Origin of the sequence: Streptomyces sp. R28, from assembly GCF_041052385.1 — a bacterium.
Classification (GTDB): domain Bacteria; phylum Actinomycetota; class Actinomycetes; order Streptomycetales; family Streptomycetaceae; genus Streptomyces.
In genome coordinates this window covers 7,258,756-7,278,201 of record NZ_CP163439.1, presented here as the reverse complement: position 1 = coordinate 7,278,201, position 19,446 = coordinate 7,258,756, and the positions used below count along the sequence as shown (strand labels likewise).

Genomic DNA, 19,446 nt, shown 5'->3' with positions numbered 1-19,446 from the left:
TTGAACTTCTGGTCGATCTACGAGCACGGCTTCGCGCGGGTCGCCGCGTGCACCGGCCACACCGTCATCGCCGACCCGCAGGCCAACGCCGAAGCGGTCCTGCGGCAGGCGCGCCGGTGCGCGCGGGAGGGGGTCGCCGTCGCCGTCTTCCCCGAGCTGGGCCTGACCGGGTACTCGATCGAGGACCTGCTGCTCCAGGACGCGGTGCTCGACGAGGTCGAGGAGGCGCTGCGGACGGTCGTGGCCGGGTCGGCCGACCTGCTCCCGGTGCTGGTCGTCGGGGCCCCGCTGCGCCATCGCCACCGGGTCTACAACTGCGCGGTGATCGTGCACCGCGGCCAGATCCTCGGCGTCGCACCCAAGTCGTACCCGCCGAACTACCGCGAGTTCTACGAGCAGCGGCAGATCGCCTCGGGTGAGGACGAGCGGGGCGGGACGATCCGGGTCGGCGGCGAGACGGTGCCGTTCGGGGTGGACCTGCTCTTCGAGGCGGAGGACGTCCCCGGCCTCGTGCTGCACGCGGAGATCTGCGAGGACATGTGGGTGCCGGTGCCCCCGAGCGCGGAAGCGGCCCTGGCCGGCGCGACCGTGCTCGCCAACCTCTCGGGCAGCCCGATCACGGTGGGGCGGGCCGAGGACCGGCGGCTGCTGTGCCGCTCGGCGTCCTCGCGCTGCCTGGCGGCGTACGTGTACTCGGCGGCGGGTCTGGGTGAGTCGACCACCGACCTGTCCTGGGACGGGCAGACCATGATCTACGAGAACGGCGCCCTGCTGGCGGAGACGGCCCGGTTCCCGCTCGACGACCAGTACGCGGTGGCCGACGTCGACCTCGACCTGCTGCGGCAGGAGCGGCAGCGGATGGGCACGTTCGACGACAACCGCCGCGCCCACGCCACCCGGACCGGGGACTTCAGGCGGGTGCGGTTCCGGCTCGACCCGCCGGCGACGGACCTGGGCCTGAAGCGCCGCATCGAGCGCTTCCCGTTCGTGCCCGCGGACGCCGAGCGGCTCGCCCTGGACTGCTACGAGGCGTACAACATCCAGGTCGCGGGGCTCCAGCAGCGGCTGGCCTCGATCGGCGGCCCGAAGGTGGTCATCGGGGTGTCGGGCGGCCTGGACTCCACGCACGCGCTGATCGTCGCCGCCCGTGCGATGGACCGCGCCGGGCGCCCGCGCAGCGACATCCTGGCCTTCACCCTGCCCGGCTTCGCCACCAGCGACCACACCAAGGACAACGCCCACAAGCTGATGAACTCGCTCGGCGTCACCGCGGCCGAGCTGGACATCACGCCGACCGCGCGGCTGATGCTCAAGGAGATGGACCACCCGTTCGCGTCCGGCGAGCCGGTGTACGACGTCACCTTCGAGAACGTGCAGGCGGGCCTGCGCACCGACTACCTGTTCCGCCTCGCCAACCAGCGCGGCGGCATCGTGCTCGGCACCGGCGACCTGTCGGAGCTGGCGCTCGGCTGGTCCACGTACGGCGTGGGCGACCAGATGAGCCACTACAACGTCAACTCCGGTGTGCCGAAGACGCTGATCCAGCACCTGATCCGCTGGGTCATCACCAGCGGCCAGTTCGACGAGGAGACCGGCACGACGCTGGCCGCGATCCTCGACACGGAGATCAGCCCGGAGCTGGTGCCGGGCGAGGAGATGCAGTCCACGGAGTCGAAGATCGGCCCGTACGCGCTGCACGACTTCACGCTCTTCCATGTGCTGCGCTACGGCTTCCGGCCCTCGAAGATCGCCTTCCTGGCCTGGCACGCCTGGCACGACGCGCAGGCCGGTGCCTGGCCGCCCGGCTTCCCCGAGGCGAAGCGGGTGGCGTACGACCTGGCCGAGATCCGGCGCTGGCTGGAGGTCTTCTGCCGTCGCTTCTTCGCGTTCGCACAGTTCAAGCGCTCGGCCATGCCGAACGGGCCGAAGGTCTCGGCGGGCGGTTCCCTCTCCCCGCGCGGCGACTGGCGCGCGCCGTCGGACGGTACGGCGCATGCGTGGCTGCGGGATCTCGACCGCTTCGAAGTACTGGGCGCCGAACAGTAGCGGCGCGGCGGGGTCATGTGGGCCCACCCATCCGGTTCGGGTGGGTGGGCCTCCACCGTTCCGGTCCGTATACCGAACATGAACTCCCGGACAACGAACGATTTCCGGCCAACTTCCTGACGCGGTCCTGACAGAAACCGCAATCAGCTGACACTCTTCCCACGGCCGCGACACAGCAACCCCACAGCACCGTCACACGGCGGTGCCCGCGGCTGGAACTCCCGCACGCGCACGTCGGTTTCCGCACGCGCACGTCGTTCTGCGTACCACCCCGCTCTGCCCGGACGGCCCACCCGCCGGCCGGTCTCCCCTGGCCGCGTGATCCGCGGCCGCGCAGAAGGAGTCAGTGTTGAGAGACAGTTCCTCCCACAGACGCACCTCCCACACGACGCGTCGTCACAGCACGCACCGCCGGGCCGCCGCCGTCGCTCTCGTCGGCGTCTCCGCCCTGATCGCCGCGGCCGTCCAGAGCGGCGCCGCCACCGCAGCCCCGGAGAAGGCACCGTCGGCCGCGGGCAAGGTCATACCGGGCGCCGAGTCCGTCAAGCTGTCCCCGGCGCAGCGCGCCGCGCTGATACGCGAGGCCAACGCCACCAAGGCGGACACCGCGAAGGACCTGGGCCTCGGCGCCAAGGAGAAGCTGGTCGTCCGGGACGTCGTCAAGGACGGCAACGGCACGGTCCACACCCGCTACGAGCGGACGTACGACGGTCTGCCCGTCCTCGGCGGTGACCTCGTCGTCGAGACGGCCAAGTCCGGCGCGACCGAGGCCGTCACCAAGGCGACCCGCGCCGCCATCAAGCCGGCCACCACCACGGCCGCCGTGCCCTCGGCCAAGGCCGAGAAGCAGGCGCTGGCCGCCGCGAAGGCGGAGAAGGCCAAGAGCCCCGACGTCAACCGGGCGCCGCGCAAGGTGATCTGGGCCGCGAACGGCAAGCCGACCGTGGCGTACGAGACGGTCGTCGGCGGCTTCCAGCACGACGGCACCCCGCAGGAACTGCACGTCGTCACCGACGCCACCACCGGCGCGAAGCTGTACGAGTGGGAGGCGATCGAGACCGGCACCGGCAACACGGTGTACAGCGGCACGGTCAACCTCACCACCACCCAGTCCGGGTCGACGTACAACCTCACGGACGGCGCGCGCGGCGGGCACAAGACGTACAACCTGAACCGCGGCACCTCCGGCACCGGCACCCTCTTCTCCGGCCCCGACGACGTCTGGGGCAACGGCAGCCCGTCCAACCTGGAGTCGGCCGGCGCCGACGCGCACTACGGCGCGCAGCTGACCTGGGACTACTACAAGAACGTGCACGGCCGTTCGGGTATCCGCGGCGACGGCGTCGGCGCGTACTCCCGGGTCCACTACGGCAACAACTACGTCAACGCGTTCTGGTCCGACAGCTGCTTCTGCATGACGTACGGCGACGGCTCGGGCAACACCAACCCGCTGACGTCGATCGACGTGGCCGCGCACGAGATGACCCACGGGCTCACCTCCAACACCGCGGGCCTGAACTACTCCGGCGAGTCCGGCGGTCTGAACGAGGCCACCTCCGACATCTTCGGCTCGACCGTCGAGTTCTACGCCAACAACTCCTCCGACGTCGGTGACTACCTCATCGGCGAGGAGATCAACATCAACGGCGACGGCACCCCGTTGCGGTACATGGACAAGCCCAGCAAGGACGGCTCGTCCAAGGACGCCTGGTACTCGGGCATCGGCTCGATCGACGTGCACTACTCGTCGGGCCCCGCGAACCACTTCTTCTACCTCCTGTCCGAGGGCAGTGGCACCAAGACCATCAACGGTGTCACCTACAACTCGCCCACCTCGGACGGTCTTCCGGTCACCGGCATCGGCCGGGACAAGGCGGAGAAGATCTGGTTCCGCGCGCTGACCACCAAGTTCACCTCCACGACCAACTACGCGGCCGCCCGCACCGGCACCCTCGCGGCGACCGGTGAGCTGTACGGCACCACGAGCGCCGAGTACAAGGCCGTGCAGGACGCCTGGGCGGGCATCAACGTCGGCTCGCGCTCCGACGGTGGCGGCGGCGGTGGCGGTACGTCCTTCGAGAGCGGAACCGACGTTTCGATTCCGGACAACGGGGCGGCCGTGACCTCCCCGATCACCGTGTCCGGCCGGACCGGCAACGCTCCGTCCAACCTCCAGGTCGCCGTGGACATCGTCCACACCTACATCGGCGACCTCAAGGTGGACCTGGTCGCCCCCGACGGCTCGGCGTACACGCTGAAGGGGTACGGCACCGGCGGCAGCTCGGACAACCTCAACACCACGTACACGGTGAACGCGTCCTCCGAAGTCGCCAACGGCGTATGGCTGTTGCGCGTCCAGGACAACGCGGCCATCGACACCGGCTACATCAACAGCTGGAAGCTCACCTTCCCGTAGGCCCGTTCGCGGTCTGCCAAGGACAGGGCGCCGTCCCGGCGGGTTCAACTCCCGTCGGGTCGGCGCCCGTTCACATTTCAGAAACATTTACCGGACAGTCAAGTTTTGGCCAACATCACCGCACCCTCCTGACATGTACGCGCCCCAGGTGTCACTCTTCCTGCACCCGCCGCACAAGCACCCCCCAGCACTTCCCCCACAAAAGGAGCTCGTGTGACCCCCCTCTACGCGCGTCGCAAGCGCACCACTCTGGCCATCGCCACCGCCGTGGCGGGCGGAGCTCTCCTCACCACCGCTCTGACCACCGGCACTTCGGCCGCCGCCCCCGTGGACGCCGGCACCAAGGCCGCCTCGCTCGCCGCCCCGGTCGCGCTCGCCCCCGCGGCACGCACCGCGCTGATCAAGGACCAGCAGGCAGAGGCCGCCGAGACCGCCGACGCGATAGGCCTCGGCGCCCAGGAGAGACTGGTCGTCAAGGACGTCGTCAAGGACGCCGACGGCACGGTCCACACCCGCTACGAGCGCACCTACGCGGGCCTGCCCGTCCTCGGCGGCGACCTCGTCGTCCACGAGACGGCGTCCGGCGCCACCAAGGGCGTCACCAAGGCGACGAAGGCCACCATCAAGGTCGCCTCGCTCAAGCCGGCGATCACCGCGGCCAAGGCCGAGGGCCAGGCCCTGAAGCAGGCCAAGGCGGCCGGCTCGGAGAAGACCGAGGCGGACCAGGCGCCCCGCAAGGTGATCTGGGCCGCGAACGGCAAGCCGACCCTTGCCTACGAGACGGTCGTCGGCGGCCTGCAGGAGGACGGCACCCCGAACGAACTGCACGTCATCACCGACGCCGCCACCGGCAAGAAGCTGTTCGAGTACCAGGGCATCGAGACCGGCAGCGGCAAGAGCCTCTACTCGGGCACCGTCACCCTCGGCACGACCCTGTCGGGTTCGACGTACAACCTCACCGACGGCGGGCGCGGCGGCCACAAGACGTACAACAAGGCCCGCAGCACCAGCTCCTCCGCGGGCACGCTGTTCACCGACGCGGACGACACGTGGGGCACCGGCGCCGCCTCCAGCTCCTCCAGCGACCAGACGGCCGCCGTCGACGCCGCCTACGGCGCCCAGGTCACCTGGGACTTCTACAAGAACACCTTCGGCCGCAGCGGCATCAAGAACGACGGCAAGGCCGCCTACTCCCGCGTCCACTACGGCAACGCCTACGTCAACGCGTTCTGGGACGACAGCTGCTTCTGCATGACGTACGGCGACGGCGAGGGCAACACCAAGCCCCTGACGTCGCTCGACGTGGCCGGCCACGAGATGACCCACGGCGTCACCTCGAACACCGCGGGCCTGAACTACTCCGGCGAGTCGGGCGGCCTCAACGAGGCGACCTCCGACATCTTCGGCACGGCGGTGGAGTTCTACGCGGCGAACTCCAACGACGTCGGCGACTACCTCATCGGCGAGAAGATCGACATCAACGGCGACGGCACCCCGCTGCGCTACATGGACAAGCCCAGCAAGGACGGCGGGTCCAAGGACAGCTGGTCGTCGTCGCTCGGCGGCCTGGACGTCCACTACTCGTCGGGCCCCGCGAACCACTTCTTCTACCTCCTTTCGGAGGGCAGCGGCGCCAAGACGATCAACGGGGTCAGCTACAACTCCCCGACGTCCAACGGCTCCACGGTCACCGGCATCGGCCGCGCCAAGGCCGCCGCGATCTGGTACAAGGCCCTGACCGAGTACATGACGTCGACGACCAACTACAAGGCCGCCCGTACGGCGACCCTGAGCGCGGCGTCCGCCCTGTACGGCGGCACCAGCAGCACGGAGTACAAGGCTGTGGCGGCCGCGTGGTCGGCGATCAACGTCAGCTGACGCAGGCCTGTTGAAGCAGGACCGACCGCAGGACTGAGTGGGGCGGCACCCGGGACGAAGGCATCCCCGGGTGCCGCCTTACGCTTGGGCCCCATGTCCTTCACGTACGACCACGTCGGCGCGTCCCGCGAGCCCGGCTTCTGCCCGCCCGGCTTCCACCCCCTGCACGTACGCACCCGCATAGGCGAGGGCGAGCACGTGCTCCGCAGAGCCGCCGACGCGGTCATGACCTGGGAGATGCACCGCGCGATGGGCGTCGGCATAGACGCGTCGGCCGACCGCGCGGCCCCCGACGTCGACGTCACGGTCACCCTCGCCGGCATGATCAAAGCGCCGTGCCGGGTGGTGTGGACGGTGGAGGAGCACCGCCGCACCGGCTGGGCGTACGGCACGCTTTCCGGTCATCCCGAGTGCGGCGAGGAGTCGTTCATCGTGGACCGCACGGGGGACGGCACGGTGTGGCTGACGGTGAACGCGTTCAGCCGGGGGGCGAAGTGGTACGCGCGGGCGGGGGGTCCGGCCACCCGGGGATTGCAGCATGCTTACGCGCGGCGGTGCGGCAACGTGCTGCGGCAGCTGTGCGAGCGAGAGATCGAGGAGGGCTGAGGAACCCCTCAGCCCTCGACGGCGTCACCGCATCAACACGCCGGCCCCCTCCCCCACCCCCTCCGAAGGCACCGCCACCAACCCCAGCTCCGCCCCGGACGCCAGCAACCGATGAGCCGGAAGAATCCGGACCGTATAGCCGTACGGCCCCGTCCGGTCCAGGGACAGCGGACCCTCGTACACCCACCGCCCCTCCGCGTCCGGGCTCCCCGCCGACTTCAGCGGTACCGTCGACGCGTCCGCGATGCGGTCCTCGGAGTCCACGCGCCCCGAGACCGCCTGGACCTCGACGTCGTCCGGCCCGAGGTCGCCCAGCCCCACCCGCACCCGGAGGCTGAGCGTCGAGCCGAGTTCCGCGGTGGGGGTCGCGGCGGACGTCTCCACATGGTCGACCGTGACGCCGTGCCAGGCCGCACGCACCCGCGCCTTCCAGGCCGCCAGCTCGCGCGCCGCGTCCGGTGTCATCGCGCGGTGGGCGTGCGCGGCCGGGGTGTAGAGACGCTCGACGTATTCGCGGACCATCCTGCCCGCCAGGACCTTCGGGCCCAGCAGCATCAGGGTCTGGCGGACCATCTCGATCCAGCGGTCCGGCAGGCCGCCCTGGCCGCGCTCGTAGAAGCGGGGCGTGACACGCTGTTCCAGCAGGTCGTACAGCGCCGCCGCCTCCAGGTCGTCGCGGTGGTCCGGGTCCGTGCCGGTGCCGTCCGCGGTGGGGACGGCCCAGCCGAAGTCCGGCTGGAACCACTCGTCCCACCAGCCGTCCAGGACAGAGAGGTTCAAGCACCCGTTCAGGGCCGCCTTCATGCCCGACGTGCCGCACGCCTCCAACGGCCTGAGCGGGTTGTTCAGCCAGATGTCACAGCCGGGGTAGAGCTTCTGCGCCATCGCCATGCCGTAGTCCGGCAGGAAGACGATGCGGTGACGGACCCGCGGGTCGTCGGCGAACCTCACCAACTCCTGGACCAGGCGCTTCCCGCCGTCGTCCGCCGGGTGCGCCTTGCCCGCGACCACGATCTGGATCGGGCGCTCCGGGTGCAGGAGCAGGTCCATCAGGCGGTCGCGGTCGCGGAGCATCAGTGTGAGGCGCTTGTACGACGGGACGCGGCGCGCGAAGCCGATCGTCAGGACGTCGGGGTCCAGGACACCGTCGACCCAGCCCAGCTCGGCCGTCCCGGCGCCGCGTTGCCGCCAGGAGGTGCGCAGCCGGTCCCGTACCTCCGTCACCAGCCGCTCGCGCAGGTTCCGGCGCAGCTCCCAGATGTCCTGGTCGGGGATCTCCGCGACCGCGTCCCAGCGGTCCGAGCCGCCGACGGTCATGGCGTCCTCGGTACGCCGGCGGCCGATCTGGCGGGCGCCGAGGCGGAAGACCTCGGGGGCGACCCAGGTCGGGGCGTGGACGCCGTTGGTGACCGAGGTGATGGGCACCTCGTCGGGGTCGAATCCCGGCCACAGTCCCGAGAACATCTCGCGGCTGACGTTGCCGTGGAGGAGGGAGACGCCGTTGGCCCGCTGGCCCAGGCGCAGGCCCATCACCGCCATGTTGAAGAGGTTGGGTTCGCCGCCGGGGTAGGTCTCCATGCCGAGCCGGAGGATGCGCTCGACGTCGATGGCCGGGAGTTCGGCGTCGGGGCCGAAGTGGTGGGCGACCAGCTCGCGGTCGAAGCGGTCGATGCCGGCCGGGACGGGGGTGTGGGTGGTGAAGACCGTGCCGGCGCGGACGGCTTCCAGCGCCGAGTCGAAGTCCAGGCCCTCGGTGTGCAGTTCGGCGATGCGCTCCAGGCCCAGGAAGCCGGCGTGGCCCTCGTTGGTGTGGAAGACCTCGGGGGTCGGATGGCCGGTCAGGCGGCAGTACGTCCGGACCGCCCGCACTCCTCCTATGCCCAGCAGCATTTCCTGCAGCAGGCGGTGCTCGCTGCCGCCGCCGTACAGCCGGTCGGTCACGCCGCGTTCGCCGAGGTCGTTCTCCTCGACGTCGGAGTCGAGCATCAGCAGGGGGACGCGGCCGACCTGGGCGAGCCAGACGCGGGCGTGCAGCTGCCTGCCGCCGGGCAGGGCGAGGGAGATCCGGGTGGGGGTGCCGTCGGGTTCCTTCAGGAGGGCCACGGGCAGCTCGTTGGGGTCCAGTACCGGGTAGTGCTCCTGCTGCCAGCCGTCCCGGGACAGGGTCTGCCGGAAGTAGCCGTGCCGGTACAGCAGCCCCACCCCGATGAGGGGGACGCCGAGGTCGCTGGCCGCCTTGAGATGGTCGCCGGCGAGGATGCCGAGACCGCCGGAGTACTGGGGCAGAGCGGCCGTGATGCCGAACTCGGGGGAGAAGTAGGCGACGGCGGCGGGGAGTCCCGCGGGCCGGCCCTGGTACCAGCGCTCGCCCGAGACGTAGTCGTCGAGGTCACCGGCGGCCGCGGTCAGCCGGTCCAGGAACCGGCGGTCCTCGGCCAGCTCCGCGAGCCGCCCGGGCGACACGCTGCCCAGCAGCCGTACGGGGTCGTTGCCCGAGGCGGCCCAGCACTCGGGGTCCACGGACTGGAAGAGGTCGCGGGTCTCCGCATGCCAGGACCAGCGCAGGTTGCGCGCCAGATCGCTGAGGGGCCGGAGGGGTGCGGGGAGGACTGGACGGACGGTGAATCGACGGATCGCCTTCACGGTTCCACCTCGGGCAGCGCGTGGCAGGGGACACACGGCGGTGTGGGTCCCGTCATCGCCCCCGACGGTATCGGTATGCGGGGCTTCGTCACCACAGTGCGTTTTGCGGCTGTCAAGCTCAGGGGAAAGAGCACGTCCGTCCGAAAAGTGCCGCAACCTTTACACATCCCCCATGGGCGATATGGCCGATTCCGCCCCCGTAGGCGTCCTTGTGGCGACTTCTCACGGCACGAGAGGCTGACCGTGGCGCACCGGCCCACGTCGGGTGCACCCGGCGAACCAGGGCCGCCGTGCGCCGAGTTGAGGAGGGGACTCACACCATGGCACGGACGCGCATACGGCGTCTGCGCTGGGCCGGTGGCCTGACCGCGGTGACCTGTGTCGCCGCGCTTTCGGCCACCACCATGCCCGCGCACGCCGCACCGGAGGGGCAGATACTCGGCGCCGGAGAACCCGGTTCCGTCAGCGGCAGTTACCTGGTGACACTCAAGGGGGGAACGAAGGCTCCGTCGACGGCCGGAAAGAGCCTCGCCGAGAAGTACGGGGCGAAAATCAGCCATACCTACGGCACGGTCCTCAACGGCTACGCCGTCCGGGCCAGCGAGAGACAGGCCAAGCGGCTCGCAGCCGACTCCCGTGTCGCCTCGGTCGTCCAGGACACCCGCGTGACGCCGGCCCACGCCCAGAAGAACCCGCCGTCCTGGGGGCTCGACCGCATCGACCAGCGCAACCTGCCGCTGAACAAGAGCTACACCTGGCCCGAGTCCGGGGGCGCCGGAGTGACGGTGTACGTGATCGACACCGGCATCCGCATCTCGCACAAGGACTTCGGCGGCCGGGCGAGCTACGGCTGGGACTTCGTCGGCGACGACCGGACCGCGAGCGACGGCAACGGCCACGGCACCCATGTCGCCGGCACGGTCGCGGGCGGCCGGTACGGCGTCGCCAAGAACGCCGAGGTCGTCGCCGTACGCGTCCTCGACAACGCCGGCAGCGGCACCACGGCCCAGGTCATCGCGGGCATCGACTGGGTGACCAAGCACGCGAAGAAGCCCGCGGTCGCCAACGTCAGCCTCGGCGGCTACCGCAACACGCAGCTGGACGCCGCCGTACGCAACTCCATCGCGTCCGGCGTCACCTACACGGTCGCGGCGGGCAACGACGGGCTGCCGGCCGACCTGTACTCCCCCGCGGCGGTGAAGGAGGCCATCACCGTGGGCGCGACGGACGACAAGGACGCGCGGGCGGGCTTCTCCAACTTCGGCTCGGTCCTGGACCTGTTCGCCCCGGGCGTGTCGATCACCTCCGCGTCGTACGCGAACGACACCGGCAAGGCGACCTTCTCCGGTACGTCGATGGCGTCGCCGCACGCGGCGGGCGTGGCCGCGCTCTATCTGGCCGACCATCCCAAGGCCGGGCCCGCACAGGTGTCCAAGGCGTTGGTGGCGCAGGCGGCTTCCGGCAAGGTCTCCGGCCGAGGGCTCGGCTCACCGGACAGACTCCTGCAAGTACCGGGCTCGTAGCGCCTGTTGTCGGCCAAGTGGAGGCATCGGCCCCGTTCCTGCGGAACGGGGCCGGTCTTGTGTGTAGACATACGCGTGAGTAGTTAACAAAGTGCCGGATTGCGTACCCGAATAGGGTGGGAAGGCTCCTCCGGTACACCCCACCTGTGCGCCCCCGGGCGCGCACACGCAGGACCCACCTCCCCACAGCCATCCGCCCACCCAAGTTGACGCGGACAGGAGCGGTCATGCCCGCCATGCACCACCAGTCGTCCTCACCCCCGACGTCCAGCACCGACGCACCCCCCGTCCCGCGCACCGTCACCGCCGACACCGGACCGCCGACTCGGGAGCGACCCTCCGCGAGCGACACGGCCGGCGGCGTCGGGCGCATACCCGTCCTCGACGTCCGCCCGATCGTCCAGCACGGGCGCAGGCCCGCCAAAGCGGTGACCGGCGAGACCTTCGAGATCTCGGCCACCGTGTTCCGCGAGGGGCATGACGCCGTCGCCGCCAATGTCGTCCTGAGCGACCCGGAAGGCCGTCCGGGCCGCTGGACACCGATGCGTGAACTGGCCCCGGGCACCGACCGCTGGGGCGCCATCGTCACCGCCGGCGAGCCCGGCCACTGGACGTATCGGGTCGAGGCCTGGGGCGATCCGGTCACGACCTGGCGGCACCACGCCCAGATCAAGATCCCGGCCGGCATGGACACCGACCTGGTCCTGGAGGAGGGCGCGCGGCTGTACGAGCGTGCGGCCGCCTCGGTGCCCGAGGGCGAGGGACGGCAAGTGATCCTCGCGGCCGTCGAGGCCCTGCGGGACGAGAGCCGCCCGGCCGCCTGGCGGTTGGCGGCCGCGCTGACGCCCGAGGTGGATGCGGTGTTGGGGCGGTATCCGTTGCGGGATCTGGTCACCGTGACGGATCCGCTGCCGCTGCTGGTGGAGCGCGAGCGGGCCCTGTACGGCTCCTGGTACGAGTTCTTCCCCCGCTCCGAGGGCACCCCGCAGCAGCCCCACGGCACCTTCCGCACCGCCGCACGGCGGTTGCCGGCGATCGCCGCGATGGGCTTCGACGTGGTCTACCTCCCGCCCATCCACCCCATCGGCACGACCTTCCGCAAGGGCCCGAACAACACCCTCTCCGCCGGCCCCGAAGACGTCGGCGTGCCCTGGGCGATCGGCTCCCCCGAAGGCGGCCACGACGCCGTCCACCCCGACCTGGGCACCATCGAGGACTTCGACCACTTCGTGGCCCGGGCAACGGAACTCGGCCTGGAGATCGCCCTCGACTTCGCCCTGCAGTGCTCCCCCGACCACCCCTGGGTCCACAAACACCCCGAGTGGTTCCACCACCGCGCCGACGGCACGATCGCCTACGCCGAGAACCCGCCGAAGAAGTACCAGGACATCTACCCCATCGCCTTCGACGCCGACATGGACGGCCTGATCACCGAGACCCTGCGCGTCCTGCGGCACTGGATGGCCCACGGCGTGCGGATCTTCCGCGTCGACAACCCGCACACCAAACCGGTCGTGTTCTGGCAGAAGGTCATCGCGGACATCAACCGCACCGACCCGGACGTGATCTTCCTGGCCGAGGCGTTCACCCGCCCGGCGATGATGCACACCCTCGCCCAGACCGGCTTCCAGCAGTCGTACACCTACTTCACCTGGCGCAACAGCAAGCAGGAACTCACCGAGTACCTGACCGAGCTGTCCGGCGAGGCGGCCGCCTACATGCGGCCCAACTTCTTCGCCAACACCCCCGACATCCTGCACGAATTCCTCCAGCACGGCGGACGGCCCGCCTTCGAGCTCCGCGCCGTGCTGGCCGCCACCCTCTCCCCCACCTGGGGCATCTACAGCGGCTACGAGCTCTGCGAGAACACCCCCCTGCGCAACGGCAGCGAGGAGTACCTCCACTCGGAGAAGTACCAGCTGCGGCCCCGCGACTGGGAAGCCGCCGCACGCGAAGGCCGCACCATCGCCCCCCTGATCACCCAGCTCAACGCCGTCCGACGGGCCAATCCGGCCCTGCGGCAGTTGCGCGACCTCCACTTCCATCACACGGACAAGGAAGCCGTGATCGCTTATTCGAAGCGAAGCGGTTCGAACACGGTTCTGGTGGTCGCCAACCTCGACCCTCACCACACCCAGGAGGCCACGGTCTCGTTGGACATGCCGCAACTCGGCCTGGAATGGCACGAGTCGGTGCCGGTGCGCGACGAGCTCACCGGCGAGACCTATCACTGGGGCAGGGCGAATTACGTGCGTCTCGAACCGGGCACTCGTCCCGCGCACATCCTCACCGTCCTGCGACCGTCCACCCCGCAGATCGGAGGGTCACCCACAAAATGATCGTCAACGAGCCCGTTCAGGACACCTTCGAGGACACGCCTGCCAAGGATCGTGACCCGGATTGGTTCAAGCGCGCCGTCTTCTACGAGGTCCTGGTGCGCTCCTTCCAGGACAGCAACGGCGACGGAGTCGGCGACCTCAAAGGCCTCACCGCCAAACTCGACTACCTGCAATGGCTCGGCGTCGACTGCCTGTGGCTGCCGCCCTTCTTCAAGTCGCCGCTCAAGGACGGCGGCTACGACGTCTCCGACTACACGTCCGTGCTGCCCGAGTTCGGCGACCTCGCCGACTTCGTGGACTTCGTGGACTCCGCCCACCAGCGCGGCATGCGGGTCATCATCGACTTCGTCATGAACCACACCAGCGACCAGCACCCGTGGTTCCAGGAATCGAGGAAAGACCCCGACGGCCCCTACGGCGACTACTACATGTGGGCCGACGACGACAAGCAGTACGCCGACGCCCGCATCATCTTCGTCGACACCGAGGCCTCCAACTGGACCTTCGACCCGGTCCGCAAGCAGTACTTCTTCCACCGCTTCTTCTCCCACCAGCCGGACCTGAACTACGAGAACCCGGCCGTGCAGGAGGAGATCCTCTCGGCGCTGAAGTTCTGGCTGGATCTGGGAATCGACGGATTCCGGCTGGACGCGGTGCCGTATCTGTATTCCCAGGAGGGCACGAACTGCGAGAACCTTCCCGCGACCCACGCCTTCCTCAGGCGGGTACGGAAGGAGATCGACGCCCAATACCCGGACACGGTGCTGCTGGCGGAAGCGAACCAGTGGCCGGAGGACGTCGTCGACTATTTCGGCGACTTCCAAAGCGGCGGCGACGAATGCCACATGGCCTTCCACTTCCCGGTGATGCCGCGGATCTTCATGGCCGTACGGCGGGAATCCCGCTACCCGGTCTCGGAAATCCTCGCCAAGACCCCGGCCATCCCCTCCGGCTGCCAGTGGGGCATCTTCCTGCGCAACCACGACGAGCTGACCCTCGAAATGGTCACCGACGAAGAGCGCGACTACATGTACGCGGAGTACGCCAAGGACCCGCGGATGCGCGCCAACATCGGCATCCGCCGCAGGCTGGCCCCGCTGCTCGACAACGACCGCAACCAGATCGAGCTGTTCACCGCGCTGCTGCTGTCGCTCCCCGGCTCGCCGATCCTCTACTACGGCGACGAGATCGGCATGGGCGACAACATCTGGCTCGGCGACCGCGACGCCGTCCGCACACCGATGCAGTGGACCCCCGACCGCAACGCCGGTTTCTCGTCGAGCGACCCGGGGCGGCTGTTCCTGCCCACGATCATGGACCCGGTCTACGGCTACCAGGTGACGAATGTCGAGGCGTCCATGTCCTCGCCGTCCTCTCTCCTGCACTGGACCCGCCGCATGATCGAGATCCGCAAGCAGAACCCGGCCTTCGGACTCGGCTCGTACACGGAACTCCAGTCGTCGAATCCGGCCGTGATCGCCTTCCTGCGCGAATACGAGGACGATCTCGTCCTGTGCGTGAACAACTTCTCCCGGTTCGCGCAGCCGACGGAACTGGATCTCCGAAGGTTCGAGGGGCGGCATCCGACCGAACTGTTCGGCGGGGTGCGATTCCCGGCCATCGGTGAGCTGCCGTACTTGCTGACTCTCGGGGGCCACGGCTTCTACTGGTTCCGGCTCCGCAAGGACGCCGCCTGACAGCCCGGGCGGGGCGGGTTCTCCCGCCCCGCCCGGGGCACGCATCAGTAACACCCCGACCGGCCCGGGGAAAGGACGTGACGCCATGTCGAAAGCCGTCACCCGCACCCTTACGACCCCTCCCGGCCTCCTTGCGTCGTTGGACCCGCTCCTGAGGGAGTGGCTGCCACGGCAGCGCTGGTTCGCGGGCAAGGGGCGTCCGGTCACCGGGTTCTCGCTGGTGGCGGCCACCGAGCTGCTGCCGCCCGGCGGCAAGCTGGGCCTGTACCACCTGCTGGTGCGCGCCCATCAGCCACTCGCGCCCTTGTCGGGCGCACCCGAGCAGCCCGCGGACTGCTACCAGCTCCTCATAGGAGAGCGCGAGGCGCTGCCGCCGCGGCTCGCGCCCGCGCTGATCGGACACGTGGCCGAGGGCCCGCTCGCCGGACGCACGGTGTACGACGCCCTGTACGACCCCCGCCCCACCGAGCTGCTCCTGGAGGCGCTGCGCACCGGGGCCCGGATCGGCGCGCTGCGTTTCGAGCGGGACGAAAGCCAGGAGATCCGGTCCGGCCTGGTGCCGCGCCTGGTCACCTCCGAGCAGTCGAACTCGTCGGTCGTCTACGGCGATACGTTCATCCTGAAGCTGTTGCGCCGCATCGTGCCCGGCGTCAATCCCGACCTGGAGCTGCCGCTGGCGCTGGCCCGCGAGAGCTGCGACCGGGTGCCCGCGCCGACGGCGTGGATCCGGGCGGAACTGGCCGGCGAGGGTTACGTCCTCGGCGTGCTCCAGCCCTTCGTGCAGGGCGCGGCGGACGGCTGGGAGCTGGCGCTGCGCGAACTGGCCAAGGGCGAGGACTTCGCCGCCGCGGCGCGGGCGCTCGGGCGCGCGACCGCCGAGGTGCACATGGCGCTGGCCCGCACCCTGCCGACGGTGACGCTGGGCCACGTGCAGGTGCAGCAACTGGTCGACGGCATGGTCGAACGGCTGGACGCGGCCGCGCAGGCGGTGCCCGCGCTACGGCCGTACGCGCCCGGTCTGCGCTCCGCCTTCGAGGCGCTGGCCGACCTGGCCGCCGAGGGCTGCACCTGGACCGCCCAGCGCATCCACGGCGACCTGCACCTCGGGCAGTGCCTGCGCTCACCCGCGGGGCAGTGGTGGCTGATCGACTTCGAGGGCGAGCCGTCGAAGCCGCTGGCCGAACGGCGGATGCCGCAGCCTCCGGTGCGGGACGTCGCGGGGATGCTGCGTTCCTTCGACTACGCCGCCCACTCGGCCGACCCACCGGTACGGGCCTGGGCCGACACCTGCCGGGCCGCCTACTGCTCCGGATACGCGCAGGTCAGCGGAGCCGATCCGCGGACCGATCCGGTGCTGCTGCGCGCGTACGAGACCGACAAGGCGATCTACGAGGTCGTCTACGAGGCCCGCCACCGCCCCGACTGGCTCCCGGTACCGCTGTCCGCGATACGCCGCCTGGCCGCGGACACCGGCCCCAATCCCCCGTCCCCGTCCCCGTCCCCGTCTCCGCCCCTGTCCCCGTCCACCCCCGTATCCCCACCCTCGCCGAGGAGGCCCCGCCCGTGACCCCCCGCACCACTCCCTCCAGCGGTCCCCATCCGCAGAAGACGGCCGAGAAGCCGACCGTGGAGAAGGCCGAGGAGAAGGCCGAGAAGACGAGCGTCGCGAAGAAGGCGACGGCTGGCACGGCCAAGGCCGCCGAAAAGGCCGCGGAGGCCATGAAGAAGGGGACGGCGAAGAAGGCGGCGAAGAAAGCGGCTCCGAAGGCCGGCGCGGCGAAGAAGGCGGCTGCGAAGAAAGCCCCCGCGAAGAAGGCGCCGGCCAAGAAGGCCGCCGCCGAGAAAGCCGTCGCGAAGAAGGCCGTAGCCAAGAAGACGGCCGCGAAGACCACCACCGCGAAGAGCACGACCACGCCGAAGAGCACCACCCCGAAGAAGGCCGCCGCCAAGAAGATCCCCGCGCAGAAGGCCACCGCGAAGAAGATCCCGGCGCAGAAGGCGCCCGCCCGCAAGCCCGCGGCAGAGGCGGTAACCGCCGAGAAGGTCACGGCTGCGCACTCCGCCCCGCCGCCGCAGGCACCCGTGGCGGTCTCCCCCGCCCTCGACGCCGTCGACCGCGACCGTCTCCTCAGCGGCACCCACCACGCCCCGCACTCCGTGCTCGGCGCGCATCCGGTGCCCGGCGGGGTCGCCTTCCGGGCCTTTCGGCCGTACGCCCTGTCGGTCACCGTCGTCGCGGGCGACCTGCGGGCAGAGCTGCACGACGACGCGGAGGGGTTCTTCTCGGGGCTCGTGCCCCTGCGGGACGTACCGGAGGACTACCAGCTCCTCGTGGCGTACGAGGGGTCGGTCCAGGAGACCGAGGACGCGTACCGTTTCCTGCCCGCGCTGGGCGAGCTCGACCTGCATCTGATCGGTGAGGGACGGCACGAGGAGCTGTGGCGGGCGCTCGGCGCCGAGCCGATGACGCACCAGGGCGTGACCGGCACCCGGTTCACGGTGTGGGCGCCGAACGCGCGGGGCGTGTCCCTGGCCGGCACCTTCAACTTCTGGGACGGCACGGGCTATCCGATGCGCTCGCTCGGCGGCACCGGCGTCTGGGAGCTGTTCGTGCCCGGCATCGGCGAGGGCGAGCTGTACAAGTTCGAGATCACCCGGCCCGACGGCTCGAAGACACTGCGCGCCGACCCGATGGCCCGCCGCACGGAGGCCCCGCCCAACACGTCGTCCATCGTGCACGCCTCGCAGCACGAGTGGGGTGACGCGGACTGGCTGGCGCGGCGCGGGGAGATCCCGACCCATGAGGCGCCGTTCTCGGTGTACGAGGTCCATCTGGCGTCCTGGCGACCTGGGCTGACGTACCGTCAACTGGCCGAGCAGCTCCCGGCGTACGTCAAGGACCTGGGCTTCACGCACGTCGAGCTGATGCCGGTCGCCGAGCACCCCTTCGGCGGCTCCTGGGGCTACCAGGTCACCGGCCTCTACGCACCCACGGCCCGCCTCGGTACGCCGGACGACTTCAAGTTCCTGGTCGACGCCCTGCACCAGGCCGGGATCGGCGTCCTGATGGACTGGGTGCCGGCGCACTTCCCGCGCGACGACTGGGCGCTGGCCGAGTTCGACGGCCGTCCGCTCTACGAGCACGAGGACCCGCTGCGCTCCGCGCACCCCGACTGGGGCACCCTGGAGTTCGACTTCGGGCGGCGCGAGGTGCGCAACTTCCTCGTCGCCAACGCCACGTACTGGTGCGAGGAGTTCCACATCGACGGCCTGCGTGTGGACGCCGTCGCCTCCATGCTCTACCTGGACTACTCGCGCGAGCCGGGCCAGTGGGTCCCGAACGAGCACGGGGGCCGGGAGAACCTGGACGCGGTGGCATTCCTGCAGGAGATGAACGCGACCGTGTACCGGCGCAACCCCGGGGTCGTGACGATCGCGGAGGAGTCCACGGCCTGGGACGGCGTGACCCGCCCGACGCACGTGGCGGGCCCGGGCGGCTTCGGGGGCCTCGGCTTCGGGCTGAAGTGGAACATGGGCTGGATGCACGACTCGCTGGAGTACATGGCCAAGGAGCCGGTGCACCGCAAGTACCACCACAACGAGATGACCTTCTCGATGGTGTACGCCTACAGCGAGAACTACGTCCTGCCCATCTCCCACGACGAGGTGGTGCACGGCAAGCGGTCCCTGGTGTCGAAGATGCCGGGCGACTGGTGGCAGCAGCGGGCCAACCACCGCGCGTACCTGGGCTACATGTGGGCCCACCCCGGCAAGCAACTGCTCTTCATGGGCCAGGAGTTCGCGCAGGGCGCCGAGTGGTCCGAGGCGCACGGCCCGGACTGGTGGCTGCTGGACCCGGCGTACGGGGCGGAGCCCGACCACCGGGGCGTGCGGGACCTGGTCCGCGACCTGAACACGGTCTACCGCCACACCCCGGCCCTGTGGCAACGGGACACCGATCCGTCCGGCTTCCAGTGGGTGGTCGGCGACGCGGCCGACGACAACGTCTTCGCGTTCCTGCGCTACGACGCCGAGGGCGCTCCGCTGCTGGCGGTGTCGAATCTGTCGCCGGTCGTCCGCCAGGACTACCGCCTCGGCGTGCCGGACGACGTGCCGGCCTGGCACGAGACGCTGAACACCGACGCGGCGAGGTACGGCGGCAGCGACGTGACGAACCCCGACCCGATCAAGCCGGAGGCCCAGCCGTGGCACGGCCGCGCGGCGAGCATCCGGCTGACGTTGCCGCCGTTGGCGACGGTGTGGCTGCGCCCGGCGTAGTTTCCTCGCCCCCGCCGCCC

The 19,446-nt window shown here is 70.2% G+C and carries 10 protein-coding genes; 9 read left to right on the top strand and 1 reads right to left on the bottom strand.

Translation table 11 applies throughout. The features are described 5' to 3' along the window. The 4 genes from AB5J49_RS32790 (at position 1) to AB5J49_RS32775 (ending at position 6,946) form a co-directional block, all read left to right on the top strand. Positions 1-2,046 (top strand): NAD(+) synthase, encoded by a 2,046-nt coding sequence (locus AB5J49_RS32790; RefSeq protein WP_369172476.1) that lies wholly within the window; start codon positions 1-3, stop codon positions 2,044-2,046. A gap of 349 nt (positions 2,047-2,395) precedes the next feature. Then, on the top strand, positions 2,396-4,462 hold the full coding sequence (locus AB5J49_RS32785; RefSeq protein ID WP_369172475.1) for a M4 family metallopeptidase: 2,067 nt from the start codon (positions 2,396-2,398) through the stop codon (positions 4,460-4,462). Between the two features lie 213 nt (positions 4,463-4,675). Continuing rightward, entirely contained in the window at positions 4,676-6,340 is a 1,665-nt protein-coding gene (locus AB5J49_RS32780; RefSeq protein ID WP_369172474.1) for a M4 family metallopeptidase, read from the top strand. A gap of 93 nt (positions 6,341-6,433) precedes the next feature. Next, positions 6,434-6,946, top strand: coding sequence for a DUF1990 domain-containing protein (locus AB5J49_RS32775; RefSeq protein ID WP_369172473.1), 513 nt, complete (start codon positions 6,434-6,436; stop codon positions 6,944-6,946). Between the two features lie 24 nt (positions 6,947-6,970). On the opposite strand, the gene AB5J49_RS32770 is transcribed toward AB5J49_RS32775, so the two are convergent. Then, entirely contained in the window at positions 6,971-9,589 is a 2,619-nt protein-coding gene (locus AB5J49_RS32770) for a glycosyltransferase family 1 protein (protein WP_369172472.1), read from the bottom strand. A 320-nt stretch (positions 9,590-9,909) separates the two neighbouring features. Here AB5J49_RS32770 and AB5J49_RS32765 point away from each other — a divergent pair, with 320 nt between their 5' ends. The 5 genes from AB5J49_RS32765 to glgB all read left to right on the top strand — a co-directional run bounded on the left by AB5J49_RS32765 (position 9,910) and on the right by glgB (position 19,426). Beyond that, positions 9,910-11,112: a S8 family peptidase gene (locus AB5J49_RS32765; protein ID WP_369172471.1), complete on the top strand. Its 1,203-nt coding sequence runs from the start codon at positions 9,910-9,912 to the stop codon at positions 11,110-11,112. 227 nt (positions 11,113-11,339) lie between these two features. Continuing rightward, positions 11,340-13,451 carry an alpha-1,4-glucan--maltose-1-phosphate maltosyltransferase gene (locus AB5J49_RS32760; protein WP_369172470.1) on the top strand — a complete coding sequence of 704 codons (2,112 nt, stop codon included), beginning with the start codon at positions 11,340-11,342 and terminating at the stop codon, positions 13,449-13,451. Next, positions 13,448-15,148 carry a maltose alpha-D-glucosyltransferase gene (treS, locus tag AB5J49_RS32755; RefSeq protein WP_369172469.1) on the top strand — a complete coding sequence of 567 codons (1,701 nt, stop codon included), beginning with the start codon at positions 13,448-13,450 and terminating at the stop codon, positions 15,146-15,148. Before AB5J49_RS32760 ends, treS begins: the two co-directional genes overlap by 4 nt. Before the next feature lie 85 nt (positions 15,149-15,233). Further along, positions 15,234-16,715, top strand: coding sequence for a maltokinase (locus tag AB5J49_RS32750; RefSeq protein WP_369172468.1), 1,482 nt, complete (start codon positions 15,234-15,236; stop codon positions 16,713-16,715). Continuing rightward, complete coding sequence (gene glgB, locus AB5J49_RS32745; protein WP_369172467.1) at positions 16,712-19,426, top strand: 1,4-alpha-glucan branching enzyme; 2,715 nt, start codon at positions 16,712-16,714, stop codon at positions 19,424-19,426. The genes AB5J49_RS32750 and glgB overlap by 4 nt, the downstream gene beginning before the upstream one ends. The last annotated feature ends 20 nt before the right edge of the window (positions 19,427-19,446 follow it).